The sequence below is a fragment of the Rhizobium sp. WYCCWR10014 genome (assembly GCF_001657485.1).
Taxonomy (GTDB): domain Bacteria; phylum Pseudomonadota; class Alphaproteobacteria; order Rhizobiales; family Rhizobiaceae; genus Rhizobium.
The window spans coordinates 128,395-154,815 of sequence record NZ_LXFU01000051.1 but is presented as its reverse complement, the minus strand read 5'-3'; the positions used below and the strand labels follow the sequence as shown (position 1 = coordinate 154,815).

Annotated in this window: 26 protein-coding genes and 1 riboswitch; of the genes, 14 read left to right on the top strand and 12 right to left on the bottom strand. The window is 62.2% G+C overall.

Annotated features, from left to right (window positions below):
• Window positions 1-112 precede the first annotated feature (112 nt).
• The 6 genes from A6U98_RS30735 to A6U98_RS30705 form a co-directional block, all read right to left on the bottom strand.
• The gene (locus tag A6U98_RS30735) at window positions 113-523 is read right to left on the bottom strand and encodes a TIGR02588 family protein (RefSeq protein WP_064654831.1); all 411 of its coding nucleotides are present in this window, start codon (window positions 521-523) and stop codon (window positions 113-115) included.
• Between the two features lie 6 nt (window positions 524-529).
• Window positions 530-1,399, bottom strand: a complete 870-nt coding sequence (locus tag A6U98_RS30730; RefSeq protein WP_064654829.1) for a TIGR02587 family membrane protein — start codon at window positions 1,397-1,399, stop codon at window positions 530-532.
• Window positions 1,400-1,569: 170 nt separating this feature from the next.
• A complete protein-coding gene (locus tag A6U98_RS30725) occupies window positions 1,570-2,457 on the bottom strand; it encodes a DUF1206 domain-containing protein (RefSeq protein WP_082934018.1) in 888 nt (295 codons plus the stop codon).
• A 248-nt stretch (window positions 2,458-2,705) separates the two neighbouring features.
• Window positions 2,706-3,239 carry a GNAT family N-acetyltransferase gene (locus A6U98_RS30715; RefSeq protein WP_064654823.1) on the bottom strand — a complete coding sequence of 178 codons (534 nt, stop codon included), beginning with the start codon at window positions 3,237-3,239 and terminating at the stop codon, window positions 2,706-2,708.
• Window positions 3,240-3,258: 19 nt separating this feature from the next.
• Entirely contained in the window at window positions 3,259-4,077 is an 819-nt protein-coding gene (locus tag A6U98_RS30710; RefSeq protein WP_064654821.1) for a bifunctional allantoicase/(S)-ureidoglycine aminohydrolase, read from the bottom strand.
• A 114-nt stretch (window positions 4,078-4,191) separates the two neighbouring features.
• On the bottom strand, window positions 4,192-4,845 hold the full coding sequence (locus A6U98_RS30705) for a glutathione S-transferase (protein WP_064655345.1): 654 nt from the start codon (window positions 4,843-4,845) through the stop codon (window positions 4,192-4,194).
• A gap of 123 nt (window positions 4,846-4,968) precedes the next feature.
• On the opposite strand from A6U98_RS30705, the gene phaZ reads away from it, so the two are divergent.
• The gene (gene phaZ / locus A6U98_RS30700; RefSeq protein WP_064654819.1) at window positions 4,969-6,183 is read left to right on the top strand and encodes a polyhydroxyalkanoate depolymerase; all 1,215 of its coding nucleotides are present in this window, start codon (window positions 4,969-4,971) and stop codon (window positions 6,181-6,183) included.
• 31 nt (window positions 6,184-6,214) lie between these two features.
• Here the strand turns inward: phaZ and A6U98_RS30695 are convergent, their stop codons facing one another.
• The 6 genes from A6U98_RS30695 to A6U98_RS30670 form a co-directional block, all read right to left on the bottom strand.
• A complete protein-coding gene (locus A6U98_RS30695; RefSeq protein WP_064654817.1) occupies window positions 6,215-8,050 on the bottom strand; it encodes an ABC transporter ATP-binding protein in 1,836 nt (611 codons plus the stop codon).
• Window positions 8,051-8,085: 35 nt separating this feature from the next.
• The gene (locus tag A6U98_RS30690) at window positions 8,086-9,282 is read right to left on the bottom strand and encodes an aminotransferase class V-fold PLP-dependent enzyme (protein ID WP_064654815.1); all 1,197 of its coding nucleotides are present in this window, start codon (window positions 9,280-9,282) and stop codon (window positions 8,086-8,088) included.
• 68 nt (window positions 9,283-9,350) lie between these two features.
• Entirely contained in the window at window positions 9,351-9,863 is a 513-nt protein-coding gene (locus A6U98_RS30685; protein WP_033183611.1) for a RidA family protein, read from the bottom strand.
• Window positions 9,864-9,912: 49 nt separating this feature from the next.
• Window positions 9,913-10,782, bottom strand: coding sequence for an ABC transporter permease (locus A6U98_RS30680; protein ID WP_064654813.1), 870 nt, complete (start codon window positions 10,780-10,782; stop codon window positions 9,913-9,915).
• On the bottom strand, window positions 10,782-11,723 hold the full coding sequence (locus A6U98_RS30675) for an ABC transporter permease (RefSeq protein WP_003553764.1): 942 nt from the start codon (window positions 11,721-11,723) through the stop codon (window positions 10,782-10,784). The genes A6U98_RS30680 and A6U98_RS30675 overlap by 1 nt, the downstream gene beginning before the upstream one ends.
• Window positions 11,724-11,803: 80 nt before the next feature.
• Window positions 11,804-13,330: an ABC transporter substrate-binding protein gene (locus A6U98_RS30670; RefSeq protein ID WP_028741822.1), complete on the bottom strand. Its 1,527-nt coding sequence runs from the start codon at window positions 13,328-13,330 to the stop codon at window positions 11,804-11,806.
• A gap of 222 nt (window positions 13,331-13,552) precedes the next feature.
• Here A6U98_RS30670 and A6U98_RS30665 point away from each other — a divergent pair, with 222 nt between their 5' ends.
• The 13 genes from A6U98_RS30665 to A6U98_RS30605 all read left to right on the top strand — a co-directional run bounded on the left by A6U98_RS30665 (window position 13,553) and on the right by A6U98_RS30605 (window position 26,398).
• Window positions 13,553-14,137, top strand: a complete 585-nt coding sequence (locus A6U98_RS30665; RefSeq protein WP_064654811.1) for a DUF1349 domain-containing protein — start codon at window positions 13,553-13,555, stop codon at window positions 14,135-14,137.
• 224 nt (window positions 14,138-14,361) lie between these two features.
• Entirely contained in the window at window positions 14,362-15,495 is a 1,134-nt protein-coding gene (locus A6U98_RS30660; RefSeq protein ID WP_064654809.1) for a transporter substrate-binding protein, read from the top strand.
• A complete protein-coding gene (locus A6U98_RS30655; protein WP_064654807.1) occupies window positions 15,492-16,073 on the top strand; it encodes an ANTAR domain-containing protein in 582 nt (193 codons plus the stop codon). Before A6U98_RS30660 ends, A6U98_RS30655 begins: the two co-directional genes overlap by 4 nt.
• A complete protein-coding gene (locus A6U98_RS30650) occupies window positions 16,073-16,921 on the top strand; it encodes an ABC transporter permease (RefSeq protein ID WP_064654806.1) in 849 nt (282 codons plus the stop codon). The genes A6U98_RS30655 and A6U98_RS30650 overlap by 1 nt, the downstream gene beginning before the upstream one ends.
• Window positions 16,921-17,841, top strand: a complete 921-nt coding sequence (locus tag A6U98_RS30645; protein ID WP_064654803.1) for an ABC transporter permease — start codon at window positions 16,921-16,923, stop codon at window positions 17,839-17,841. The genes A6U98_RS30650 and A6U98_RS30645 overlap by 1 nt, the downstream gene beginning before the upstream one ends.
• Before the next feature lie 25 nt (window positions 17,842-17,866).
• Window positions 17,867-19,486, top strand: a complete 1,620-nt coding sequence (locus A6U98_RS30640) for an ABC transporter substrate-binding protein (protein ID WP_064654801.1) — start codon at window positions 17,867-17,869, stop codon at window positions 19,484-19,486.
• 66 nt (window positions 19,487-19,552) lie between these two features.
• On the top strand, window positions 19,553-20,497 hold the full coding sequence (locus A6U98_RS30635; RefSeq protein ID WP_064654799.1) for an acetamidase/formamidase family protein: 945 nt from the start codon (window positions 19,553-19,555) through the stop codon (window positions 20,495-20,497).
• Window positions 20,494-22,185 carry an ABC transporter ATP-binding protein gene (locus tag A6U98_RS30630; protein ID WP_064654797.1) on the top strand — a complete coding sequence of 564 codons (1,692 nt, stop codon included), beginning with the start codon at window positions 20,494-20,496 and terminating at the stop codon, window positions 22,183-22,185. Before A6U98_RS30635 ends, A6U98_RS30630 begins: the two co-directional genes overlap by 4 nt.
• A gap of 79 nt (window positions 22,186-22,264) precedes the next feature.
• A riboswitch (TPP riboswitch) is annotated at window positions 22,265-22,361 on the top strand.
• A 50-nt stretch (window positions 22,362-22,411) separates the two neighbouring features.
• Complete coding sequence (gene thiM / locus A6U98_RS30625; protein ID WP_064654795.1) at window positions 22,412-23,215, top strand: hydroxyethylthiazole kinase; 804 nt, start codon at window positions 22,412-22,414, stop codon at window positions 23,213-23,215.
• Window positions 23,212-23,847, top strand: coding sequence for a thiamine phosphate synthase (thiE, locus tag A6U98_RS30620; protein ID WP_064654793.1), 636 nt, complete (start codon window positions 23,212-23,214; stop codon window positions 23,845-23,847). The genes thiM and thiE overlap by 4 nt, the downstream gene beginning before the upstream one ends.
• Window positions 23,844-24,653, top strand: coding sequence for a bifunctional hydroxymethylpyrimidine kinase/phosphomethylpyrimidine kinase (gene thiD, locus A6U98_RS30615; protein ID WP_064654791.1), 810 nt, complete (start codon window positions 23,844-23,846; stop codon window positions 24,651-24,653). Before thiE ends, thiD begins: the two co-directional genes overlap by 4 nt.
• A gap of 218 nt (window positions 24,654-24,871) precedes the next feature.
• Window positions 24,872-25,351, top strand: a complete 480-nt coding sequence (locus A6U98_RS30610) for a GNAT family N-acetyltransferase (RefSeq protein ID WP_064654789.1) — start codon at window positions 24,872-24,874, stop codon at window positions 25,349-25,351.
• Between the two features lie 24 nt (window positions 25,352-25,375).
• Window positions 25,376-26,398 carry a glycoside hydrolase family 3 N-terminal domain-containing protein gene (locus tag A6U98_RS30605; RefSeq protein WP_064654787.1) on the top strand — a complete coding sequence of 341 codons (1,023 nt, stop codon included), beginning with the start codon at window positions 25,376-25,378 and terminating at the stop codon, window positions 26,396-26,398.
• Window positions 26,399-26,421 lie beyond the last annotated feature (23 nt).

Genomic DNA, 26,421 nt, shown 5'->3' with positions numbered 1-26,421 from the left:
CCTCGCCCGAAGCGGCGTTCTTTTTTGTCCGCGGGCATCCCGCAGCAACGCCTGATGCTCTCCAAATGTCCAAATCCGTCTCGTAAGGAGCGGAGATATCCATATCGCTCGACTATGGCTCATCAAATGAGGACGCTCTGATCGTCAACGTCTTCCCGGCGGGGTCTTGCTGGAATATCAGCCCACCTTTGGCTTTCGAGTGTCCCGGGACATAGTCCAAGACGGTCTCGACGTTTTCGAGCACCGAACCGTGTTCTCGCATCTCGCCCTGGACGGTTACCTGCGACGCGGTCGCGCTTGAATCGTTTCGGATTTCGAAGAGGACTTGAAAGCCACCGTCGCGCTTTTCGGTTTGCAGCAAGACCCCGACCAGGTTCGGCGAAGAATCGCGGTCCACCAATGCATCCTTGCCAATCCAAGCAATCACGCCAAGGACAATTACGGCCGAGACGACGCCCGTGGCCCATTCAATCCAATGCGGTTCGCCTGCTTCCACATTTTTGTCGTTGGAGATTTTTGTCATGTTGCCTCACAGGATCAGGCGAGCTGCCGCCGCGCCAATGGCACCGGGAAAGCTCAGAACGACAACGGCCATAAGGATTTGGGTAGACCCGATGTCATCGGTTCTGTGAAACGTCCAGAGGCAATAGGCACTGATCAGACCGGCAATTACATAGCCCGGCAGGGTGAAACGAACGAAAGCGTGCCAGCTTGGCGTACCCTCGGCGAGATCGTGGCTCCCCTTGAAAGAAAGGGCGTAAACGAACCCATGCATGACTGCCAGCGAGGCGGCGATCATGAGCAAGCCATGCCACGGGGTCATCTTGTACGAGAGCAAGATCATTTCCTCGGTGGGCGCGACGTTGAGGTTGAGGAACAGGGCGCCGACCGCCATCAGGAATAGTTCACCGGCGTAGGTCGTTTCCCGTTCTTGGACTGGGTCATCACTATCGACTTCCTTGGCATCGTCATCATCGTCCGATTGTCCGCCGAGCTGGCTCCGACCTAGCATCGCGCCAATGCTGGCAGGTATGGCTTGGATGGCGATGATTCCGATAATCTCGTGCGGGGATTGATCGTATTTCAGCACCCCCATGACGATGAGGATCAGTGCGCTGCCCAGAACCCCAAGGCCGTAGGCAATACTTGCGTCACGGATCGCTTGTCGCCAGGTCGACGTCCGCTCAAATCCGATCCGGTCCGAGAGAATAACGAGGAGGGGAATATTGACGATCAGCAAGAGAAACAGGCGGCCGCGGTCCATGTAGAAGCCGAGCTCCCACATTTCCATGGTCATGAACATGGGCAGCGCAAAAAGCAATGCTCCAGCAATACCGCGTGCAATCCCTGCAAAAAATTTGCTGCTATTGAAGTCCTCGCGCGTGGTCGCGACACTCAAGTTAGATCTCCCCCTAAATGAAAAACTCCCACCACCCGTAAACCGAGGCAGCGGCGTTCAAAGCGCACGCGCTCGCTGCAGAAGCGCGGGTTGGACGCATGAGCACCAGCGCCGCCGAAGCCAAAGCCGTCATGGACATCAAAGTTGACATGACTTTTCTCAAATGCTTCTCAGTTACGAGATAGTGGCAGTTCCGACCGTACCTGCGAGAGTTGTGGTGTCGACACGGTTCGATAGCGTGCCTCGACCAAATTATAGATCCCGAACGCAGCCAAGCCGATAGCCACGACGAGGTAGAGAACGGCTCCGAAAGGAAGCTGTCTCACGAAGGTCAAGGCATCACTTATGCTTCCCGCCTGGCCCGAATCGACGGTGAAGGCCGCATAGCAAAAGAAGACGCCGACGATCACGAAAACGACCCCACGGGAAACCAGCCCATAGACGCAAACCAATAACAGAGGTCGGCTTTGACCGATCATGAGATATCGCTCAAATCGCCGCGTGATACCTTTCAGCGCGGTAACAACACCACCAACGACAAAGCCGAGACCAATCGCACCAGCCAGGAAACGACCAAACGGCTGCGACATGGCCCAGGCTGCTAAGTCCTTTTCTCCGCCGTCGCCACCTGATCCAAAACCAAGGGCGTCCTGAAAGGCGTATATCGCCAACCCCATGTAGGCCACGGCGCTCCCGAGAAGGGCGGCACGGATCAGGTAGCTTTTCACACTGTGATCATGGTTGTCTGCGTTCGCGATGGACTGGGCAAGCCGCCATGCTACAAAGCCGAGTAGCCCGAGCCCTATCAAGCCCAGCCACACCCGGCCGAATGGTTGTTCCAAGACAGCGTCGAGCGCTGATTTGGTATCGGCCTTTCCGCCGCCGAAGCTCGAAAATACTGCCAGCGCAGCAACGAGCAAAAACACAATACCTCGAGCGCTATATCCGGCCCGCGCAAGCCATTCAAATTTCGACCTGGTCATCTCTGGTTCCCCCGCCGCGGATTTAACGAGCGCCCAGCAAAACAGTTCCGACTTCTCCGCGATGAATGTCTTCAACGAGGCAAGCGCCTCGAACTTTATCGCAATTTTGATTGTTGGACGCCCACCGGAGTTTCCAATGAAACGAGATTACGAGCAGCGCGAACGAGCCTACAGCGTACTGTACATGCATATCGCGCGGCTAAATCTGAATCAGTTCCATAAGATAGATTACGCCACTTTCACAATCATGGATTGCTAGAATTACGAGAGCGCACTCTTGGTTGTTTGAGGGACTCAGCTGGGGCCTCCCCTGAGATCCGCTTTCAAATACCGGCTGATGATCGCAGCTCATAGAGCACGTGATGGCGCAAAGGATGGCCCTCGGCCAAATTGGGATGATCGAACTCACCGATCTGGTTCATCCCCAGTCGCCTCATCAAACCCCAGGAATTGCTGTTTGCGGGCACCGTGAAACTGACAATGCGGTCAAGCTTCAGCGTGTTGAACGCAAAGTCGAGAGACCGTTCCGCGGCCTCGCGCGCATAGCCGGCACCGTGCCGCGACGCGGAGAGCCGCCAACCGATTTCGACTGCCGGGGCAAATGGCAAAGTCGGTGAAACCTTGGCGAGGCCGCACATACCGATCAACGCGCCGCTTGCCTTCTCTTCCAGCGCCCAGAACCCCCAGCCATGATCCTCGAAGTGAAGGTCGATACGGTCGAGCATCGCATTCGACTGTTCGTCGGTCAGAGGATTGAGATATCTGACAACGTCGGGCTCGGCATTGATCGCAGCGAAAGGCTTGCGATCCTGCAGTCGCCAGGGTCTCAAAATCAGACGTTCGCTTTCGAGCCTCATCGTCCCTCTGCGATAGATCCTACCAGAGCGTCATGTGACGGTTGACGTCCTTGTAAAGCAGGTAGCGGAAACGGCCGGGGCCGCCGGCGTAACATGCCTGCGGGCAGAAAGAGCGCAGCCACATGAAGTCGCCGGCTTCGACCTCGACCCAATCCTGGTTCAGCCGATAGACGGCCTTGCCTTCCAGTACATAGAGACCATGCTCCATGACATGGGTTTCCATGAAGGGGATCACGGCGCCCGGCTCCAAAGTCACGATATTCACATGCATGTCGTAGCGGACATCGGCCGGATCGATGAACCGGGTCGTCCCCCAGCGTCCATCGGTGTCGGGCATCGCCGAGATGGCGTGTTCGTCCTCATGCGTGACGATCGCCGGTGGTGGCTCCAGCCCCTCGACCTCCTGAAAGGCCTTTCGAATCCAGTGGAATTTTGCCGCAGTTGAGCCGCCGTTTTTCAGGCGCCAGACCGAACCCGCCGGAAGATAGGCGAACGAACCGGCCCGGAGCGGATGGCTGACGCCGTCGAGTTCCACGGCCATCTCGCCTTCGACGACGAACAGAACCGCTTCGGCCCGCTTGTCGGGCTCCGGCCGATCGCTTCCGCCGCCTGGCTGAACTTCCATCACATATTGCGAGAAGGTCTCGGAAAAACCGGAGAGCGGCCTGGAGAGAACCCATGCCCGTGTCCCCGTCCAATGCGGAAGGACGCTGGTGACGATGTCGGTCATGACGCTGCGCGGGATGACCGCATAGGCGGTGGTGAAGACGGCCTTGCTGGAAAGCAGCTCGGTTTGCGGCGGCAATCCGCCGAGTTTGGAATAATAATCTCTGTTCATCGGTCCAGGCTTCGCGGCATGTGGCACTGCATCTGCTTTATGCGCCGCTCATCGTCCAGGCAACTCTTAATTCGACCCGTGAAAATTGATGCGGAGCCGTCCGGCACGTTTCCGTCAGAACTCGACTTCCAGCTCGACGATCTCGTCCGGCTCGACCAACGCCCCTTCGGTCCATTCGCCCATCAGCGGCCAGGACAGCACCGTCTCGACATAGGCTGCAAGCCGCGGCTCCAGTTCCACCGCATAGGTGCGAAAGCGGGTGCAGACCGGCGCGTACATCGCATCGGCCACAGTTGGCGCGGCCCCGAACAGCCAGGGCCCACCGCTTGCCTCGAGGCATTCGGTCCAGATTGCCTTGACGCGCTCGACATCGGGCCGCGCGCCCGAGAATATCTTGAAGCTCGCATGCCGCGCCTTGAGGTTCATCGGCAATGCCGAGCGCAGATTGTGGAACCCCGAATGCATCTCGCCCGACACCGACCGGCAGCGGGCGCGCGCCGCGCGCTCAGTGGGCCAGAGCCCGGCATCCGGCACGACCTCATGGAGATATTCGGCAATCGCCAGCGTGTCCCAGACCGTCACCTCGTCATGGGTCAGCCTCGGCACCAGAACCGACGGTGAAAGTAGAAGCAGTTCCTGACGCGCCTCGTCATCCATCTCCACAAGGACTTCGGCGAAATCCAGCCCCGCCATCCGGCACAGCAGCCAGCCGCGCAGAGACCATGAGGAGTAGTTCTTCGAGGAAATCGTCAGTGCAGCTTGCGACATCGGGCTCGTATCCTTGTCGGACAATGTTGCTTCTTCCTCGATAATCTTCTCGCATGGCAGGACATATTCCACTAGCATTTTTTGCACCGCCGCATCGATGCGGCAGTGCGGGAGATTTCGGCCATGCTCTATCAGGCCTATCAGTTCCAGGATGACCTCATCGCGCCGCTCCGCGATCTGGCGCGGCGCCTGCAGATGTTTTCTGCGACAGCGTTCTGGAACCCCGGCGGCGAAATGGGACGGCAGTTCTCCGCCGCGATGGAGATGATTTCCCGCTTCGAGATTACTCACGAACGTCCGGATTTCGCCATCACCTCGGCCTTGATCGGCAACCGCATGGCGCCCGTCACCGTCGAGTCCGTGCTCGACCTGCCCTTCGGCACGCTGCTGCGCTTTGCAACGGACACCGATGCAAAGCGGCCGCGGGTGCTGGTCGTCGCACCGCTGTCCGGCCATTTCGCCACACTCCTGCGCGGCACCGTGCAGACCCTGCTGCGCGATCACGACGTCTATATTACCGACTGGGCCAATGCCCGCGACGTGCCGCTGTCGGCAGGACGCTTCGGCATGGACGACTATGTCGATTATATCATGCATTTCCTGGAGGAAATCGGCCCCGGCGCTCATATCCTCGCCGTCTGCCAGCCCTGCGTACAGGCGCTGGCCGCCGTTGCCGTGATGTCGGAAGAGCGGCATCCCGCCACCCCACGCACCATGACGTTGATGGCCGGGCCGATCGACCCGCGCGAAAGCCCGACGAAGGTCAACGAGCTTGCCGTGTCGAAATCGCTCGCCTGGTTCGAGAATTCGCTGATCACAGGCGTTCCCTGGCGTTATCGGGGTGCGGGACGGCGCGTCTATCCCGGCTTCCTCCAGCTCGTCGCCTTCATGTCGATGAACATGCAGCGCCACCAGGACGCCCATCGCAAGCTTTACGACCATCTGGCGAAGGGCGAGACAGCCGAAGCCGGCAAGATCAAGAAGTTCTACGACGAATATTTCGCCGTGCTCGACCTCACCGAGGAATTCTACATCGAAACCATCGAGCGCGTCTTCCAGAAGGCGGAACTCGCGACCGGCGACTTGACCCACCATGGCCGCAAGGTCGACCCGGGCCAGATCCGCAACACGGCGCTTTTGACCGTCGAGGGCGGGCGCGACGATATCTGCGCCCTCGGCCAGACCTCGGCCGCGCACGATCTCTGTCGGGCGCTGCGCCCGCATCTGAAGCGCCATCATCTTCAGGCCAATGTCGGACATTACGGCGTCTTCAGCGGCCGCCGCTGGGAGGGGGAAATCTACCCCGTCGTGCGCAACATGATCCTGGCGATGGAATAGCGCCGGTCAAATCCGAAACGCAATGGCAAGCCTACCGATCAGCCATGACCAGATGGCCCGGCCCGACCTCACGATAAGACGTGCTCGCAGGCTGATAGTCGACCGGGCGCATCGGGCTCTTGATCTCGTCATTCGCCACCAACCGCTTTTCATGGCGGCGGTCTGGATCGGGCACCGGCACTGCCGCGATGAGCTTCTTCGTATAGGGATGCTGCGGATTTTCGAAGACCGCGGACCGCGGGCCGATCTCGACGATCTCGCCGAGATACATCACCGCAACACGGTGGCTGACACGCTCGACCACCGCCATGTCGTGTGAGATGAACAGGAAGGCGAGGTTGAAACTCTGCTGCAGATCGAGCATCAGGTTGATGACCTGCGCCTTGATCGAGACATCGAGCGCCGAGACGCTTTCATCGGCGACGATGACCTTCGGCTCCAAGGCAAGCGCGCGGGCAATGCATATGCGCTGGCGCTGGCCGCCGGAAAATTCATGCGGATAACGCGCGGCCATATCCGCCGACAGACCGACCTTCACCAGCAAATCGGCGACGACCTCTTTTGCCTGTTTCGAGTTGCCCATCTTGTGCTCGAGATAGGGTTCGGCGATCGCAGCACCGACCGTCATGCGCGGATTGAGGCTGGCAAAGGGATCCTGGAAGATCATCTGCACGGATTTGCGCATCTCGCGCAGATCCTTCCTGTCGAGGCCGAGCACCTCCCTGCCCTCGACAAGAACGGAACCGGCCTGCGGCTCGATGAGGCGCATGATGGCGCGGCCGGTCGTCGATTTGCCGCAGCCGGATTCGCCGACGAGCGACAGCGTCTCACCGGCATGAAGATCGAAGGAGACATTTTCGACGGCATGCACCCGGCTGGTCAGCCGGCCAAACAGGCCGGAATGAATGTCGAAACGCTTGGTGAGGTTCTTCACCTGCAGGACGGGTGTCGCTGCCACCGTATCGGCGACCTCGGCGGGAATGTCCGATTCACCCGTTGCGGTATTGACCACGGGAAAACGCAACGGCCGTTGCCGGCCCTGCATCGAGCCGAGCACCGGCACAGCGGATAGTAGCGCTCTCGTATAGGGATGTTTGCCGCGGTGGAAGATATCGGCCGTGGCGCCGCTTTCCACCTGTTCGCCGCGATACATCACCACCGTCCGGTCGGCGATCTCGGCAACAACGCCCATGTCATGGGTGATGAACAGAACGGAGGTCCCCTCCTCGTCCTGCAGCATCTTGATCAGATCGAGGATCTGGCCCTGGATGGTGACGTCGAGCGCCGTCGTCGGCTCGTCGGCAATCAACAGCTTCGGCCGGCTGGCGAGCGCCATGGCGATCATCACCCGCTGGCGCATGCCGCCGGAGAAGCGATGCGGATATTCGCCAAAGCGCGAGGCGGCAGACGGGATGCGGACCTTTTCCAGCAGCCTTATCGTCTCAGCTTTGGCATCGGCCCTGCTCATATCGGAATGGCAGAGCAGAGCTTCGGAAATCTGGTCGCCGATGGTGAAGAGCGGATTGAGCGATGTCATCGGCTCCTGGAAGATCATCGCCACCTCGTTGCCACGCACCTGCCGCATGGCATTTTCCGGCAATGCCAGGAGGTCGCGTCCGCCGAGCATGACGCGACCCTCGACACGGCTCGTATCCGCCTGCAGCAGCCGCATGATCGAGAGAGAGGTGACGCTCTTGCCCGAGCCGGATTCGCCGACGATCGCCACCGTCTCCGCTGGCGCCACCGTGAAGGAAACATCGCGCACGACCGGTTTCCAGACGCCGTCCACCAGGAAGGATGTCGTCAACCTTTCGACGGAAAGAACGTCGGTGGTTGTCTCAATCGGTTGCGCTTGGGCAGTGGCCATGGTGGTTCCTCTTGCGGCAGATGAGCGGCGGCGGATCAATCCGGCCAGCGCAGCGCACCGTCGAAGCGGTGCCTGCTGCGGTTCTCGATCGGCGTTGCGATGATCTCGTTGGAGGCGCGCGCCTTGTCGAGTTCCTGCGCCAGGCGCTCCGCGACAATCATCTCCTCGCCCGGATGCAGATTGCACGGGTCAAGGTAGAAATAGCGGTGCTCCACCTCGTGATCGCGCACGATGATTGGCGGGCTGCCCTTGGCAAGCGCATCGGCCAGATCCCAGGCAGTGATATGCGCCTGCTCGGGATCGACGATCAGGCGCAGCCGATCGAGCGGATTGTTGGTCGGGTCAGGCTCGATCAATGCGGTGAGGCCGGGGCGGCCGTCGAGCGTGCGCTTCCACAGGTTGAGATAGCCGGTCTCGCGTTCCCGGATGCCGGCATGGTCGCGGTTTTCCCAGGCTTCGAGTGCTGCCATGACGCCGAAGATGCTCTCCTTGCCGACCTTCATGCCGCGGCCGATGCCCATATTCTGCAGGAAGGCGTGGCGCACCAGCTCCTTGCTGCCGGCAACGATGCCCGAGGTCGGGCCGCCGAGGAATTTGTGGCCGGAGTAAAGGGCGATATCGGCCCCCTGCTCCAGGAAAATCCTGAGATCATATTCCGAGGCCGCATCGACAATGACGGGCACGCCCTTGGCATGGGCAATCTCGACGAATTCCTTGAGGTTCAAAAGGCCGTAGTCGACGACATGGTGGGAGACGACATAGACGGCGGCGGCGGTCTTATCGGTGATGGCGTTTTCCATGTGGAAGCGATGCGTCGAGGTCGCCTGCCCCACAAGCACGACCTTGCCGCCGGCAAGCCGGATCGCCTGGTCGACCGGGGCGCCGTAGCTCACCACGTGGCCCATCTGCACCAGCACTTCGTTCTTCTCCGACACGACATCCGGCAGCTTCTCGATCGCCAGCAGGTTATTGCCGGTGATCGCGCCGGCGACAGCCAGCGAAATGCCGGCCGAGCAGGAGGCGGTGACGAAGCCCGCCTCGCCGCCGGTCAGCCGGGCGATGACGGCGCTGGCCTTGCGTTGCAGGTCGTTGATCTCGACGAAGTGCGGCAGGATCGATGCCATCGCGCTGATCGCTTCGGGAACGACGATCGAGGCGCCGAGGCTGGTCATCGTGCCCGATACATTGATGACAGGGCGAAGGCCGAGCGACGGGCGTATATCAGTGGACATGGAGATCTCCAGGAGTCTGGGTCGAAAAACGAAACATGGGGCGGTCGATCAACTGTGTCGAGTTCCCGTTAGCCGTGCAAGGCGACGATCGCCTCGATCTCGACGGTGATGTTGCCGGGCAGCGAGCCGAAGCCGACGGCCGAGCGGGCATGTTCGCCGGCTTGCCCGAAGACTTCAATCAGCAGATCCGAGCAACCGTTGATGACGCTCGGATGATCCTCGAAATCAGGCACGGCATTGACCATGCCGAGCAATTTCACTACCCGCTTGACCCGGGAGAGATCGCCGAGCGCGTCCTGCATGACGGCAAGCAGGTTAATGCCGGTCAGCCGCGCATGGCCGTAGGCCGCCTCGACACTGACCCCACCACCGACCTTGCCGGCATGCATGAAGCCGTCGGCCTCACGCGGGCCCTGGCCGGAGAGGTAGAGCATATTGCCTTCGATCACGTGCGTGACGAAATTGGCGATCGGCGGCGGCGGCGGCGGAAGCGCAATACCGAGGGCGGCAAGCCGTTCGTAAGGCGAGTTCTCGACCTTGCCGGCGGCGGTGGGAAACTGATTCACGCAAACTCCTGTCATGCAATTTTCGATTTGGCGAATTTCGATTGGGCCGACGTTTGGTCGGCGATTAAAGATCCTTGCGCTGTCTTGGATCGAGCATGTCTCTGAGGCCATCGCCGACCATCTGCAGCGACAGCACGGAGAGGATGATGGCGACGCCTGGAAACAGCGTCATCCAGTCGGCCTGGCCGATATACTGGCGGCCGGCGGCGATCATCGTTCCCCAGGTCGGGATTTCGGGGCTGACGCCAAGGCCGAGGAAAGACAGGCCGGCTTCGGCAAGCATCGCGCTCGCAAAGAGGAAGGTGGCCTGCACCAGGATCGGCGACAGCAGATTGCGCAGCACATGCCGTGTCATGATGTGGAAGGTCGAAATGCCGAGCGCCCTCGCCGCCTCGACATAGGGCAGTTCACGAATGACAAGCGTCGAAGCGCGGACGATGCGGGCAAGGCGCGGCGCATAGACGATCGACAGCGCGATGATAACAGTCGTCAACGACGGGCCGAGGGCAGCAACGAGCGCAATCGCCAGCAGAATATCCGGAAACGCCATCATCGCGTCGATCAGCCGGGCGATCGGCGTATCAAGCTTCTGAAAGAAGCCGGCAAGCAGGCCGAGCGTCACGCCGATCACGGCCGAGAGCGTCACGACCGCAACACCGACGAGCAGCGACAAGCGGCCGGCGAAGATCGTACGCGAAAAGACGTCACGGCCGAACTCATCGGTGCCGAAGAAAAAGGTGCCGCTCGGCGGCTTCAGCCGATTGACGATGGAAAGCTTCGACGGCGAATAGGGCGCGACAACAGGCGCAAAGACTGCCAGAAGCACGAAGATCGTCAGGATCAGCAGACCCAAGGCGACCGTCTTGCGCTTCAGCAGGCGCTTGGTGAATTTGCTGCCCTCGCCTTCGACTGATTTGATTGCGATATCGGTCATCAGTAGCGCACCCTCGGATCGATCAGCAGATAGAGCATGTCGATCGCAAAATTGATCAGCACGTAGAGCGCGGCGATGACGAGCAGAGCCCCCTGGATGACCGGATAGTCGCGGCGGAGAACCGCCGAGACGACGAGATTGCCGACACCCGGCAGGCCGAAGACGGTCTCGGTGACGACGGCGCCAGATATCAGCACCGCTGCCGTCAGGCCGATCACCGTCAGGATCGGGATCAGCGCATTCTTCAGCGCGTGCTTGAGAATGACCCGGCGCTCGATCAACCCCTTGGCGCGTGCCGTGCGGATATAATCGTCGCCAAGCACATCAAGCATCGACGCGCGGGTGAAACGCAGGATCAGCGCCGAGGAGACGATGCCGAGCGCAAAGGCAGGCAGCGTCAGATGATACATCCGATCGAGAAAGGTCGAGCCCGGACCGCCATAACCCGAGACCGGGAAGAGGTTGAGCCTGACGGCGAAGAACTGCATCAGGATCAGGCCGAGCCAGAAGCTCGGAATGCTGGCGGCAAACATGGCGAGCGTCGTTGCCGCCTGGTCAATGAAGGAGCCGCGCCGATAGGCGGCATAGATGCCGATCGGCAGGGCGATGATGCTGGCAATGGCGAGCGAAAACAAAGTCAGGAAGAAGGTCGGCTCGGCCCGGTCGAGCAAGGCCGAGGTGACAGGCATGTTGAGGAAGATCGACTGACCGAGATCACCTCTCAGCATCTGGCCGATATAGTAGACATATTGCAGGCCGAGCGACTGATCGAGGCCGAGCCGGGCCCTGAGGTCGGCAATATCCTGCGGCGTCGCATCCGGCCCGAGCATGACGGCGGCCGGATCTCCCGGCGTCACGCGCACGATGACGAAGACGATCGTGACGACGAGAAACATCACGACGATCATGCCGAACAGGCGCTGGAGGATGTAGCGTATCATGAATGCCTGGCAAACCCTTGCAGATGCTGCAAAAAAGAAGACCGATACCGACCAGGAATGGCCGGTATCGGTGGCGATGTTTACTTCTTGATCGAAGCATTCCAGAAATACGGCCACGGAGCCGGATCGACGCCTTCAAGCTTGGTCGATTCTGCCGAAACGGCGTTGAAGTCCCCGATCTTCATGAAAGGTGCGTCGGCATAGATCGCCTTCTGGACATCGGCCCAGAGCGCCACGCGCTTCTTCGGATCAACTTCCGAGGTGAAGGCATCGACGGCGGCCTTGCGGGCCGGCGTATCCCACCAGCCCGGCGAGCTTGTCGAGAGCGAGCCGATCAAAGCAGGCTCCGGCAGGAAGGGGCTATGGGTGATATAGATATCCCAGAGCTTCGGATCGGTACGGCGCTGCGTCAGCGTTGCCCAGTCCACAACCTGCATATCGACGGTGAAGCCGGCAAGCTTCAGATATTCGGCGGCGACCTGCGCCATCTTGTAGTGGAATTCATACTGGCGGCTGGTCAGGATACGGATCGGCTCACCATTGTAGCCGGCCTTCTTGGCGGCAGCGGCCGCCCCTTCCGGATCGGCGACGTTGTAAGCGCCTTCGACGCCGGCATCCGTATGCCAGGAATAAGATTCCGGATAGATGGCGCCGTCGAGTGCGTAGAAATCCTTGCTGCCGAAAGCTGCGGCCAGCATGTCTTCCATGCTGAGCGCCTGGCGGACCGCCTTGCGAACCTCGACATTCTTGTTGACGCCATCGGCCGTGTTGAAGACGAACACCGGATAGCCGAAGGGCTTCAGGATGATCGGCTGCGAGGCGGTGGAGGCCTTCAGCTTGTCATAGGATTCGACCGGGATCGAGTCGACGTAGTCGTATTGTCCGGAAACGGCGGCCTCGACGCGGGTGTTCGGATCCGGCACCGGCACGAAGCGGATTTCATCGAGATACTGGTGGCGGGCGCCGCCATAACCATTGCTGTCGCCTTCGCGCGACTTGTAGCCATCGAAGCGGACGAGCTGGATATACTGGTCGGCCTTGCGCTCCTTCAGCATGTAGGGACCGGTGCCGATGAAGTCTTTCATCGGCTCGTCCTGCTTTTCGGAAGGGATGATGATCGCGGCCGAATTGTTGAAGGCGAGCAGCGAGGTCAGCGGCGCATAGGGTTGCTTCAGCGTGATCGTCACGGTCGCTGGATCGGCGGCAGTGACCTTATCGATGAAGCCGGCGACCTGCTTGCCGCGCGAAGCGATCTTCATCCAGCGGCCAAGAGAAGCGACGACATCTTCCGAGGTCATGTCGGTATTGTCGTGGAACTTGATGCCGGTCCTGAGCTTGATCGTGTAGGTTTTGCCGTCGGCACTGATCTCAGGCAGGCTTTCGGCCAGAAGCGGCGTGACGTTCCAGCTCTTGTCGAAGGTGTAGAGCGTTTCGAAAATGTGCTGCGTAACGATGCCGACCAGATCGGCCGTCGACGACATCGGATCGAGCGTCGGCGGCTCGCCGATCGTCGCGACATTGATGACGCCGCCCTTTTCCTGGGCAAGGAGCGTCGAAGGCAGGGCGACGAGCGCGGTGCCGAGAAGGAATGCGACCAGTGTTTTCATGTGAGGGCTCCCGTTTAGTTCCACAATTATGTAATTCATCTTTTTGTAACAGAATAGGAGATCGATCGATCCTGTCAAGCAGGAGCGACGGATTATGCGCTCGGCGGACAGCGAGACGCCGGAGAAACACACAATCCTTGGCTGCGCCCGCCTGCAACAAGACCGCGCATTGTGCCAAGGTGTGTCAATCGCAGTGAGGCTTCAACGGAACGGGAGAACAGGATGAGCATCGATTTCAACGACGGCAAATGGCTGAACGAGCCGGCCAACTGGCAGGCGGACGAAGGCGGACTTACCCTGACGACCGATGAGAAAACTGATTTCTGGCGGGAGACCCATTACGGCTTCACCCGCGACAGCGGCCATTTCCTCGCCTTTCCTTTCAGCGACGGCTTCACCGCTCAGATCCGGGTCCAGGGCGAATTCCGCACGCTCTACGACCAGGCCGGCCTGATGGTGCGCATCGACGAGAGGCGCTGGGTGAAAACAGGCGTCGAATTCACCGACGGCGAAGCCTTCCTCAGCACCGTCGTCACCGACGGCAAGTCCGACTGGTCCGTGGCACAACCCTTCAAAGAGCTGGAGGATTTCCGCATCCGCGTGACCGTCGCCAACGGCGCAATGCGCATCCAGGCTTCGCGTGATGGCAGCTTCTGGCCGCTGCTGCGGCTCGCCCCCTTCCCGGCAGCAGCGCACTACGAGGTCGGACCGACCGCCTGCACGCCGGAGCGCAGTGGCCTGACGGTTCGCTTTTCCGAATTCTCGATCGGCCCGGCGATCACCAAGGATCTGCATGATTTGAGCTAGAAGAGCGCCCTTTCGCGGCTCTACCGAGAGAACAAGATCAAATGACTGCGAGTGCAGGGCAGCACACTTGACAAAGACTAGCTGCCTGTATTTTACTCAAGCCTGCGGATTAGGCAGAAGGCCGCCGCATTGACATGACTCCGATAGTCTCTGGGCAGTTTCGCCCCATGACGCCTCATCGCTCGATGGGACCAGCGTCGTGGGGTTTTTGATATGGTCACTTCATGAATGACGCGCTGAAAATCGGTATCCTCTATTCGACCACCGGACCTTACGGCTCGATGGGCCGCGACGCGCGCGACGGCGCCGATTTCGCCATGGCCGAATATACCGGCGTCGAAGGGCTGGCGATCGAACCGGTCTTCTTCGACCCCCATGCCGATCTTGCCGCCTATCTCGACGGCGCGCGCCATCTTCTGCGCGCCGGCTGCCGCCATATCGTCGGCACGATCACCTCTGCGGCACGCAAGGAAGTCATCCCGCTCGTCGAGAAACATGACGGCCTGCTCTGGTACATGTGCCCCTATGAAGGCTTCGAGGCCAACGAGAACGTCATCTATGTCGGCGGCTGCCCGAACCAGCATCTGCTGCCGCTTTTCGAGCACCTGATCCCGCGTTACGGGGCAAGGCCCTATCTCGTCGGCGCCAACTATGTCTGGGGCTGGGAGATGAACCGGCTCGCCCGCGAACTGATTACCAATGCCTGCGGCGAGGTGCTGGGCGAACGCTATCTTCCGCTCGAGGAAACCGCCGTCGAGCGCATCGTCGCCGAGATCGCCCAGCGCCGCCCGAGCTTTATCCTCAACAATCTGATCGGACCGTCGAGCTATGCCTTCCTGGAGGCGATCAAGGCGCTCGGTGATCGCGACCCGGCCTTCCGGGCAGAAAACTGCCCGGTCGTCAGCTGCGACCTGATGGAATGCGAGCTCGACGATATCGCCGCCGGAGCCGCCGCCGGCCAGCTTTGCGCCGCGTCCTATTTCGACAGTATCGCGACCCCGGAAAATGCCGCCTTCAAGGCTCGCGTCACCGAGCATCACGGCGCCGAGCGGCGCGTCTCCAGCGTTTTTGCCAGCGCCTATACGGCCGTCCGGCTCTGCGTCGACGCGATCGTCGCTGCCGGCGGTGACGAGCCCGACGCCGTCCGGCGCGAGCTCTACAATCGATCCTGGCCGACCCTGTTCGGCGCGCTTTCGATCGACCGGGAGACCAATCATGCCGCCCTGCCCTTCCATCTCGGCCGGATCAACGCCGACAACGGCTTCGATGTCGTCGCCTCGCGGCCGCCGCTCGCCGCCGACCCCTATCTGACCGGCCGCAACCGGCAGGCCTTTCCGCGGCTGAGGGTGGTGTCATGAAGGAGACACCCAATTTCACCGGCTGGCAGGCGATGGTCCTGCATCGCGAGGACGGCAACACCGAAAGGCTGATCCGTCAGCTTCGCCTGCTCGGCATCCATGCAGCGCTGCAATGGGCGCCGCTTTCAACCGCGGCACTGCCTGATCTCGTCATCGTCGATGCCGACCAGGGCTGGGACGATCTGCTGCCCTGGAACGGCGAAACGCCTGCGTGCCCCGTTGTCGCCTTGCTTGGTTCGGAAGCACCCGGCCGCATCGCCTGGGCCCTTGGACAGGGTGCCGGCGCGATCATCGCCAAGCCGATCGCCACATCGGCCGTCTATCCGGCGCTTGTCATGGCCGTCTCCATTCATCAGGAGCGCAAGGCGACTGCGGAAAAGCTGAAATATCTCGAAGAGCGCGTCCGGCTGCGGCCGCTCGTTCACGCCGCCGTCGAAAAGCTTCAGGCCGCACACGGCATCGACGAAGAGAGCGCCTACGCAATCCTGCGCAATTGCGCCATGCGCCGCCGCCTGCCTATGGAGCAGATATCAGCCTTCATTCTGGCAGGAGCAGAACCTCTGCCGGAGGCGGGCTGATGCATGTCTTGAAACAGATGATCCGCCAGCCGACGGCCCTCTTCGGGCTGGTGATCGTCACACTCGTAATCGCGCTGGCAATTGCTGCGCCGTGGATCGCGCCGTTCAGCCCCGACGAGCAGATGTTTGACGGCCTTTCGCTCGAAGGCGCGCCGCTGCCGCCGGGCGGCCCCTATCTGCTGGGCACCGACACGCTCGGCCGCGACCTCTTCTCGCGCCTGCTCTTTGGCGCCCGCACCTCGCTGATCATCGGCCTTGTCGCCAATGGCATTGCGGTGGCGATCGGCCTCTTCGTCGGCATCGTTGCCGGTTATCTCCGCGGGCTGCCGGGCAACATCCTGATGCGCTTCACCGATCTGATGATGGCCTTTCCGGCGCTGTTGCTCGCCATCGTACTGGCAGCCCTTTTGAAGCCGAGCCTCTGGATCGTCGCCATGGTGATCGCGCTCGTCAACTGGGTGCAGGTCGCCCGCATCGTCTACACCGAAACCCGCGGGCTGGTGGAGCGCGATTTCATCATGGCGGAACGCTCGCTCGGCGCCGGCCATATGCGCGTGCTCTTCATGCATATCCTGCCGCACCTCGTGCCGACGGCAATCGTCTGGGGAACGCTCGGCATTGCCACCACCGTGCTGCTCGAGGCCACACTTTCCTTCCTCGGCGTCGGCGTCCAGCCGCCGCAGCCCTCCTGGGGCAACATCATCTTCGAGAGCCAAAGCTATTTTCAGGCCGCTCCCTGGCTGGTCTTCATTCCCGGCGCGATCATCCTTCTGACGGCGCTTTCCTTCAATCTGGTGGGCGACGCACTACGCGACATTCTCGACCCGACCCAGCGCGGGAGGGGCTGATGGGTTTCGTGATGCTCCGCCGGCTGCTGCAGGCGGCCCTTATCCTGCTCGGCGTCGCTGCAATCACCTTCGTGCTGCTCTACGCCCTGCCCGCCGATCCGGCCCGCATGATCGCCGGCCGCAGCGCCACGACCCAGACAGTCGGCAACATCCGCCATGAGCTTGGCCTCGACCAGCCGCTGCTGGTCCAGTTCGGCACCTATCTCGGCAATCTGCTGCATGGCAATCTCGGCCGCTCCTATGCGCAGAAAACCGACGTCTGGACGCTGATCGCCGCACGACTGCCGGCAACACTGACGCTGATGCTCGCCGGCATCTTCGTCGAGGTGGCGCTCGGCCTGACGCTCGGCACCATCGCCGCCGTGCGCCGCGGCGGCTTCGTCGACCGGCTGGTGATGATGGCCTCCTTTGTCGGCACCTCCGCACCGCAATTTCTCGTCGCCCTGCTGCTGCTCTATCTGCTGGCGGCAACGCTCGGCTGGTTTCCGATGAGCGGCTACGGCAGCTTCTCGCATCTCGTCCTGCCGGCCGTAACGCTCGGCATCTGCGGCGCCGGCTGGTATGCCCGGATGGTGCGCTCGTCGATGATTGATGTGCTGAACCAGGATTACGTCCGCACGGCGCGCGCCAAGGGTCTTTCCTCGAAGCGTGTCATCCTGCGCCATGCGCTGCCCAATGCCGTGCTGCCGATCATCGCCATGATCGGCATCGATATCGGCCAGTTCATGGGCGGCGTGGTCGTGGTTGAAGCAGTCTACGGCTGGCCCGGCATCGGCCAGCTCGCCTGGCAGGCAATCCAGCAGGTCGACATCCCGATCATCATGGGCGTCACGCTGACGTCGGCGCTCGCCATCATCATCGGCAATCTGCTTGCCGACCTCATCGCGCCGGTCATCGATCCGCGCATCCGCACACGCTGACAGCAACCAAAGAAGGGGAACCAAGATGTTCAAACGCTGGCTGCAACAGACGACCATGGCAACGATGGTGGCGCTCGCCCCATTGTCCGTCATGGCGCAGGACACGCCCAAGCAGGGCGGCGATATCGTCGTCACCTACAAGGACGACATCACCACGCTCGACCCGGCAATCGGCTACGACTGGGTCAACTGGTCGATGATCAAGAGCCTCTATTCCCGCCTGATGGATTACGCACCCGGCACGCCGAACCCGGTTCCCTCACTTGCCGAGAGCTTCACCGTTTCGCCCGATGGCTTGACCTATACCTTCAAGCTGCACAAGGGCGTGAAGTTCTCGAACGGCCGCGAACTCGTCGCCTCCGACGTGAAATATTCGATCGAACGGGCCGTCGACCCGAAGACTCAAGGGCCCGGCGCCGGCTTCTTCGGCGCCATCAAGGGCTTCGAGGATGAAACCGGCGGCAAGACGACGACGCTCTCCGGCATCGAGACGCCTGACGATAGCACCGTCATCTTCAACCTCTCACGTCCCGACGCCACCTTCCTGCACGTGCTCGCCATCAACTTCGCCTCGGTCGTGCCGAAGGAAGCCGTCGAGGCGGCCGCCGGCGATTTCGGCAAGAAGCCGGTCGGCTCCGGCACCTTCATCCTCAAGGAGTGGACGATCGGCCAGCAGCTCGTTTTCGAGCGCAACAAGGACTATTTCGTCAAGGGCGTTCCCTATATCGACAGCTTCAAGGTCGAGGTCGGCCAAGAGCCGCTGGTGGCGCTCTTGCGCCTGCAGAAGGGCGAGGTCGATATTGCCGGCGATGGCATTCCGCCGGCAAAATTCCTCGAAATCAAGAATTCGGCCGACGGCGCGCAGATGATCGTCGACGGCGAACAGCTGCACACCGGCTACATCACGCTGAACACCAAGGTGAAGCCCTTCGACAACGTCAAGGTTCGCCAGGCGTTGAACATGGCGGTCAACAAGGAGCGCATCACCCGTATCCTCAACGGCCGTGCAACGCCTGCCAACCAGCCGCTGCCACCGCTGATGCCGGGCTACGACAAGGCCTTCACCGGCTATGCCTATGACGTGGCGAAAGCCAAGGCACTGCTTGCCGAAGCCGGCTATCCCGATGGCTTCGAAACCGTACTCTACTCCACCAACACCGATCCGCAGCCGCGTATTGCCCAGGCGATCCAGCAGGATCTGGCCGCCGTCGGCGTCAAGGCCGAAGTCCGGGCGCTCGCCCAGGCAAACGTCATCTCGGCCGGCGGCACGGAAGGCGAAGCGCCGATGATCTGGTCGGGCGGCATGGCCTGGATCGCCGACTTCCCGGATCCCTCCAACTTTTATGGCCCAATCCTCGGTTGCGCCGGCGCGGTTCCGGGCGGCTGGAACTGGTCATGGTACTGCAATGCCGATCTCGACAAGCGCGCCGTTGCTGCCGACTCCATGTCCGATCCGGCAAAAGCAGCCGAGCGCACCGCCGCCTGGGGCAAGATCTTCACCGATATCATGGCCGATGCGCCGTGGATCCCTGTCATCAACGAACGCCGCGTCGTCGCCAAGTCGCTGCGCATGGGCGGTGCTGACAACATCTACATCGATCCGACCCGCGTCATCAATTACGACGCGATCTACGTCAAGCAGTAAGCCCTGAAGAACAATGCCTTCCCGGTCCCAGCCGGGAAGGCGTCATAAAATCGAGGGAGACACGACATGTGCATCGCCTGCACCCACACCATTCACCGCGCCCAGCATAATTTCGGCTGGAACAAGGATTTCGTCCCCGCCGTCGTCGCCAAGCCCGGCGAGACGATCCACTTCGAATGCATGGATTCATCGGGTGGCCAACTCGGAAGCAACGCGACGCTGGAAACGCTGAACGCGCTCGATTTCGGCAAGATCAACCCGGTCTCCGGCCCGGTTTATATCGAAGGTGCCAAGCCCGGCGATGCGCTGAAGGTGACGCTGCGCAAGTTCATTCCGTCGGGCGTCGGCTGGACCGCCAATATTCCAGGCTTCGGCCTGCTTGCCGACCAGTTCACGGATCCGGCACTGCACGTCTGGTCTTACGATGCCAACACCATGGTGCCCGCCCTTTACGGCCCGGGCGGCCGCGTGCCGCTGAAGCCCTTCGCCGGCACGATCGGCGTTGCACCCGCCGAGCCCGGCACCCATTCCGTCGTTCCCCCGCGTCGCGTCGGCGGCAACATGGACATCCGCGACCTGACGGCGGGGGTGACGCTCTATCTGCCCGTCGAGGTCGACGGCGCGCTGTTTTCGATCGGTGATACCCATGCTGCCCAGGGCGATGGCGAAGTCTGCGGCACGGCGATCGAAAGCCAGATGAACGTCGAAGCGACGATTGAGCTCGTCAAGGACGCCAAGCTGCAGACGCCGCGCTTCACCACGACCGAACCGGTGACCCGCCATCTCGACGGCGCCGGCTACGAGGTGACGACCGGCATCGGCCCTGACCTGATGACCGGAGCACGCGAAAGCGTCATGCGCATGATCGATCTTCTCGGCGCCGAACACGGCATGAGCGCCGTCGATGCCTATCTGCTCTGCTCGGTTTGCGGCGATCTCCGGATCAGCGAGATCGTCGACCAGCCGAACTGGGTGGTTTCCTTCTATTTCCCGAGGATCGTGTTCGCGTGAACGAAGCCATGCCCGCCGCGGCACCGGTGCTCAGCCTTCGCAATCTGAGCGTCGATGCCCGCACCCCCGAAGGCCGGAAGCCCGTTCTCCAGGATGTCAGCTTCGAGCTTGCAGGCGGCGAAACGCTCTGCATCGCCGGCGAATCCGGCTCCGGCAAGTCGGTCACCTCGCTGTCGATCATGGGGCTCTTGCCGAAAGCCTCGCTGCGGGTCGCCTCAGGCAGCGTGCTGCTTGGCGAGCGCGACCTGCTTAAGCTTTCCGACCGGGCGATGCGCAGCGTGCGCGGCGGCGATATCGCCATGGTGTTCCAGGAGCCGATGACCTCGCTCAACCCGGTCATGTCGGTCGGCAACCAGCTGACCGAAGCAATCCGCGCGCACCAGGGCAGCGAGAATGCCGAGGCGGTGGCGCTGAAGATGCTCGACGCCGTGCAGATCACCGACCCGGCCCGACGGCTGAAGCAATATCCGCATGAGCTTTCCGGCGGCATGAGGCAACGGGTGATGATCGCCATGGCGCTCTCCTGCCGGCCGAAGGTGCTGATCGCCGACGAACCGACGACCGCACTCGACGTCACCGTACAGGCGCAGATCCTCAGGCTGATGCGCGAGTTGAAGCGCGAATTCGGCGCCTCGATCATCCTCATCACCCACGACATGGGCGTCGTCGCCGAAATGGCCGACCGCGTCGTCATCATGCAGAACGGCAGGATCGTCGAGCAAGGAACGACGCTCGCCATCTTCCAGCGGCCGAAGGAGGCCTATACGCAGCAACTGCTGGCCGCCGTCCCGCGGCTCGGCGCGCTTGCAGGCACCGACCGTCCACCGCGCATCACACAGCGCGCCGTCGAGACGCTGCATCCGGACCGCACGCCTGTCCTGAACGTGCGCGACCTCACCGTCACCTATGGCAATGCCGCAAGCCGGTTTTTCAAGGGCAAGCCGCCGGTCGCAGCCGTCGACGACGTTTCCTTCGATATCCTGCCGGGTGAAACGCTCGGCCTTGTCGGCGAAAGCGGTTCCGGCAAATCGACGACCGGCAAGGCCGTGCTCGGTCTCATCCCCTTCGAGGGCAACGTCCTGATCGACGGCCGCAATATTGCCGGCCTCAGCCAGCGCGAGATGCGGCCCGTGCGCCGCTCGGCGCAGATGATCTTCCAGGATCCCTATGCCTCGCTCGACCCGCGCATGGCCGTCGGCAAGGCGATCGGCGAACCGATGGTCATCCACGGCATCGGCAACCACAGTGAACGGCAGGACCGCGTCGCCGAACTGCTGCGCCGGGTCGGCCTGACGCCTGATGCGGCGACGCGCTATCCACACGAATTTTCAGGCGGCCAGCGCCAGCGCATCTGCATCGCCCGGGCGCTGGCGCTGGAGCCCAAGCTGATCGTCGCCGACGAAAGCGTCGCAGCGCTTGACGTCTCCGTCCGCGCCCGGGTGCTCGACCTGCTGCTCGAACTGCAGGAAACGATGGGGCTCGCCTATCTGTTCATCTCCCACGACATGGCGGTGGTCGAGCGCATGTCCCACAACGTCGCCGTCATGCGCGCCGGCCGCATCATCGAAACCGGCACACGTCGGGATATCTTCGAGAACCCGAGGGATGACTACACCCGTGCGCTGATCGCCGCGGTTCCGATCCCCGATCCGGAGGTCTATCGCGGCAGGGAAGCCCGCCTTTCGTAAAAGAGACGCGGCGGCGCGTAGGTCGAGCACTTGTCATTTTCGGGGTGACAGGCGCCTCGTTCTCTGCGAAAAAGAGCGCGATGAGAGACAGGGGCGCCCGTCGACAGATGGGCTGAGAAGCACCCTTCGAACCTGAACCGGATAATGCCGGCGGAGGGAGTCGCTCGGGGTCGCGGCATCGCCCGCACGAACCGCCCCGTGCCCGCCCCCGCCTGAAAGGGGCCACATGCAGACCAAGACCACACCAGGAGCGATGCTGAAGGCAATGCGTGAAAAGCCGCCGCTCGTTCAGTGCATCACCAATTACGTCGCCATGAATATCGCCGCAAATGTTCTGCTTGCCGCCGGCGCCTCGCCGGCCATGGTGCATGCCGCCGAAGAAGCCGGCGAATTCGCCGCGATCGCCAGTGCTGTGACAATCAATATCGGCACGCTGTCGACGCAATGGATCGATGGCATGCAGGCGGCTGCGAAGGCGGCGACATCAGCTGGAAAGCCCTGGGTGCTCGATCCCGTCGCCCATTATGCGACGGCTTTCCGCCGCAATGCGGTCGCCGAACTGCTCGCCCTCAAGCCCACGATCATCCGCGGCAACGCCTCCGAGATCATCGCGCTTGCCGGTGGTGAGAGCCGCGGCCAGGGCGTCGACAGCCGCGATCCGGTCGAGCAGGCGGAAGGTTCGGCACGATGGCTGGCTGAGCGGCAGCTGGCGGTGGTCGCCGTTACCGGTGCGGTGGATTTCGTTACCGACGGCGAGCGGGCCGTGCGCATCGAAGGCGGATCGGCCTTGATGCCTCAGGTCACAGCACTCGGCTGCTCGCTCACCTGCCTCGTCGGTGCCTTTGCCGCTACGGCACCCGAAGATACCTTCGGCGCGACGGTCGCAGCACTTTCAACCTTCGCCATCGCCGGCGAGGAGGCAGCACTTGGGGCGGCCGGCCCCGGCTCCTTCTCCTGGCGCTTCCTCGATGCGCTGACCGCGCTCGACGCCGAAACGCTTGACGCCAGGGCAAGGATATCAGCCGCATGAAGGCTTTCGACCTTTCGCTCTATCTCGTCCTCGACCCCGATCTCTGCGCCGGGATCGGCATGGTCGAAACCGCGCGCCTTGCCGTGGCCGGCGGCGCGACCATGGTGCAGCTGCGCGACAAGCACGCCGGCACCATCAGGATGATCGAGACCGGCCGCGCCCTGAAACAGGCGCTGGACGGGACCGGCGCCCTCCTCATTGTCAACGATGACGTCGAGGCGGCAATCGCCATCGGCGCCAACGGCCTGCATATCGGCCAGGAAGACATGGATGCGGTGAGAGCGCGAACGATGATCGGCCCCGAGATGATCCTCGGCCTATCGGTGGAGAGCGAGGCGCTTGCTACCGCCGTCGATCCTGATCTCGTCGATTACACCGGCGTCGGGCCGGTGTTTGCGACACCGACCAAGGCCGATCACAAACAGCCGATCGGTTTTGACGGACTTGCAAGGCTGGTAAAGGCCTCGCCCGTGCCATCGGTCGCAATCGGCGGGCTCAAGGCGGATCATGTCGCCCAAGTGTTTGCCGCAGGCGCCAGTGGGCTTGCCGTCGTCTCCGCCATCTGCGGCACGTCGGACCCCGAAGCGGCTACGCGCCGCATCGCGGCAGAAATTCGAAAGGTCCGCGCATGATCCGCAACGTTCTTTCGATCGCCGGCTCTGATCCCTCCGGCGGCGCCGGCATCCAGGCCGATCTCAAAGCCTTTTCCGCCCGCGGCGTCTACGGCATGGCGGTGCTGACCGCGCTGACCGCGCAGAACACGCAAGGCGTCAGCGGCCTGCATCTGGTGCCGCCGCAATTCGTCGCCGATCAGATCAATGCCGTCTTTGCCGATGTCCGCGTCGACGCCGTCAAGATCGGTATGATCGCCAATGCCGGCATCGCCGACGCCGTTGCCGGTGCGCTGGCTGCCCACCGCGACATTCCGATCGTTATCGACCCTGTCATGATCGCCAAGGGCGGAGCCGCCCTGCTGGCGCCCGAAGCGGTCGACGTGCTGACCCATCGGCTGCTGCCGCTTGCCACACTGCTGACCCCGAACCTGCCGGAAGCCGCCGCCCTGCTGCATCAGCCGGTCGCGACCATCCGTGCTGAGATGGCGGAACAGGCCGAGCGCCTGCGCGCGCTTGGCCCGGCCGCGGTACTGGTCAAGGGCGGCCATCTCGACAGCGACGAGAGCCCTGACGTGCTTGCCACGGCCGACGGCCTGCACTGGTTTGAAGCCAGGCGCGTGCCGACCAAGAACACCCACGGCACCGGCTGCACGCTCTCCAGCGCGTTGGCAGCCGAACTCGCCAAGGGCGCCTCGGCGCAAGAGGCCGTCGCCATCGCAAAGGATTACCTTGCCGGCGCGGTCGCAGCTGCCGGACAACTCACCGTCGGCTCCGGGCACGGCCCGGTGCAGCATTTTCATGCGCTTTGGAAAGATGGCGAATAGGCGCTCGTTCCACCAATATTCCGCCAATCGAAACGGCCCGGCCTTCCCGGGCCGTTTTTGCGTATGGCACCTACTTTGCGTTGAAACCCTGGGGACAGCGGCGGGTCGCGCCTTTGGTGGTTTGAAAAACCTTGTTGACAAGCCCGGTTAGATGGCCAAGTCTATGACACTAAAAGGGGATATGTTCCGCAATAAAGGAATAACTGGAGGAGTAACAGGTGCCAGACCTGCTTGTGAGCCTATATTCCACTGAGCTCGCCGACCTGAAACGCAAAGCCGACGATGTCGGCGTCTCCATCCGTCCGGCCCTCCCCCCGGAACTGCATTTCATCGTCAGCTGGGTTCGCGAACACTTCAGCGAGAACTGGGCAAGCGAAGTCACGGTCGCCTTCTCCCGGCAGCCCGTTGCCTGCCTGATCGCCGTCGACGGCGGCAAGCTGCTGGGCTTTGCCTGCTATGACACGACAGCCCGCGGCTTCTTCGGCCCGACCGGCGTCGATCCCGATGCCCGCGGCAAGGGCATCGGGCTCGCCCTCTTTTCCGCCTGCCTTCAGACCATGAAGACGCTCGGCCACGCCTATGCCCTCATCGGCGATGCCGGCCCGGTCGATTTCTACGCCAAGACCGCAGGCGCAATCGTCATCCCCGCCCCCGACAAGGGCATCTACGAAGGCATGCTGAGAAGCACGCCGAAATGACCATCTGATACCGGAGCTACAGAATTGTCCTCGACCCCGCTCGCCCTTTTCGTCGGCCTTCCGAATCCCACTATTTCGGATGATGAATTCGCCCTCTTTCGCGAAACCAATCCGCTCGGCCTCTTCGTCGGCCGGCGCAATCAGCGCGAGCCGGAGCAGACGAGGCGTCTGATCGAGCGTTTCCGCGAAGCCGTCGGCCGCGACGACGCGCCTATCTTCACCGACCAGGAAGGCGGCCGCGTTCAGCATCTCGATGCCGGCCCCTGGCCGCTCTTCCGCAGTTTCGGCCAGTTTGCCGAACTTGCGCGCCGCGATTTCGATCTCGGCAAAAAAGCACTGCGCCTTTCCTCCCAGGCCATGGGCGCGATGATGACGGAACTCGGCCTTTCGAGCGGCTGCTCGCCCGTTCTCGACCTCGTCTTCGAGACGACGAGCGCGGTCATCGGCGCCCGCTCCTTCGGCCCTGATCCCGATGTCATCGCGGCCCTCGGCCGCGAGGTGGTCGATGGCCTGCTCGAGACCGGCAACATGCCTGTGATCAAGCACATTCCCGGCCATGGCCGTGCGACGCTCGATTCCCACAAGGAGCGTCCGGTCGTCAATGCCAGCCGCGAGACGCTCACCGCCACCGATTTCAAGCCCTTCGTGGCGCTGAAGGATACGCCCTGGGCCATGGTCGCCCATGTCGTCTACTCGGCCTATGACGCGGAGCTGCCGGCATCGGTCTCGCCGATCATGCACGACGTGATCCGCAAGGACATGGGTTATGACGGCGTGCTGATTTCCGACTGCATCTTCATGGAGTCGCTCTCCGGCACCTTGCCGGAGCGCGTCAAACAGGTGCTCGACGCTGGCTTCGACATCGCGCTCCACAGCCACGGCGACGTCAAGGAAAGCGAAGCCGCCGCCAAGGCCGCCTGCCCGCTGACGGAAGCTGCCCTGCAGCGGATCGCTGCCGGCAAGGCCCGCCTCGGCTATCTCAAGATCGATGTCCGCGCCGCCCATGCGCAAGTCGAAGACATGTTTGCAAGCGCGCTGGTCTCCTGACCGGCACGTCATCTCTCACCGCA

Bases quoted from the DNA above. Each gene is read 5' to 3' on its own strand.
- A6U98_RS30735 (WP_064654831.1), bottom strand. From the start codon at position 523: ATGACAAAAATCTCCAACGACAAAAATGTGGAAGCAGGCGAACCGCAT.
- A6U98_RS30715 (WP_064654823.1), bottom strand. From the start codon at position 3,239: ATGAGGCTCGAAAGCGAACGTCTGATTTTGAGACCCTGGCGACTGCAG.
- A6U98_RS30710 (WP_064654821.1), bottom strand. From the start codon at position 4,077: ATGAACAGAGATTATTATTCCAAACTCGGCGGATTGCCGCCGCAAACC.
- A6U98_RS30705 (WP_064655345.1), bottom strand. From the start codon at position 4,845: ATGTCGCAAGCTGCACTGACGATTTCCTCGAAGAACTACTCCTCATGG.
- phaZ (WP_064654819.1), top strand. From the start codon at position 4,969: ATGCTCTATCAGGCCTATCAGTTCCAGGATGACCTCATCGCGCCGCTC.
- A6U98_RS30695 (WP_064654817.1), bottom strand. From the start codon at position 8,050: ATGGCCACTGCCCAAGCGCAACCGATTGAGACAACCACCGACGTTCTT.
- A6U98_RS30690 (WP_064654815.1), bottom strand. From the start codon at position 9,282: ATGTCCACTGATATACGCCCGTCGCTCGGCCTTCGCCCTGTCATCAAT.
- A6U98_RS30685 (WP_033183611.1), bottom strand. From the start codon at position 9,863: ATGACAGGAGTTTGCGTGAATCAGTTTCCCACCGCCGCCGGCAAGGTC.
- A6U98_RS30680 (WP_064654813.1), bottom strand. From the start codon at position 10,782: ATGACCGATATCGCAATCAAATCAGTCGAAGGCGAGGGCAGCAAATTC.
- A6U98_RS30675 (WP_003553764.1), bottom strand. From the start codon at position 11,723: ATGATACGCTACATCCTCCAGCGCCTGTTCGGCATGATCGTCGTGATG.
- A6U98_RS30670 (WP_028741822.1), bottom strand. From the start codon at position 13,330: ATGAAAACACTGGTCGCATTCCTTCTCGGCACCGCGCTCGTCGCCCTG.
- A6U98_RS30665 (WP_064654811.1), top strand. From the start codon at position 13,553: ATGAGCATCGATTTCAACGACGGCAAATGGCTGAACGAGCCGGCCAAC.
- A6U98_RS30660 (WP_064654809.1), top strand. From the start codon at position 14,362: ATGAATGACGCGCTGAAAATCGGTATCCTCTATTCGACCACCGGACCT.
- A6U98_RS30655 (WP_064654807.1), top strand. From the start codon at position 15,492: ATGAAGGAGACACCCAATTTCACCGGCTGGCAGGCGATGGTCCTGCAT.
- A6U98_RS30650 (WP_064654806.1), top strand. From the start codon at position 16,073: ATGCATGTCTTGAAACAGATGATCCGCCAGCCGACGGCCCTCTTCGGG.
- A6U98_RS30645 (WP_064654803.1), top strand. From the start codon at position 16,921: ATGGGTTTCGTGATGCTCCGCCGGCTGCTGCAGGCGGCCCTTATCCTG.
- A6U98_RS30640 (WP_064654801.1), top strand. From the start codon at position 17,867: ATGTTCAAACGCTGGCTGCAACAGACGACCATGGCAACGATGGTGGCG.
- A6U98_RS30635 (WP_064654799.1), top strand. From the start codon at position 19,553: ATGTGCATCGCCTGCACCCACACCATTCACCGCGCCCAGCATAATTTC.
- thiM (WP_064654795.1), top strand. From the start codon at position 22,412: ATGCAGACCAAGACCACACCAGGAGCGATGCTGAAGGCAATGCGTGAA.
- thiE (WP_064654793.1), top strand. From the start codon at position 23,212: ATGAAGGCTTTCGACCTTTCGCTCTATCTCGTCCTCGACCCCGATCTC.
- thiD (WP_064654791.1), top strand. From the start codon at position 23,844: ATGATCCGCAACGTTCTTTCGATCGCCGGCTCTGATCCCTCCGGCGGC.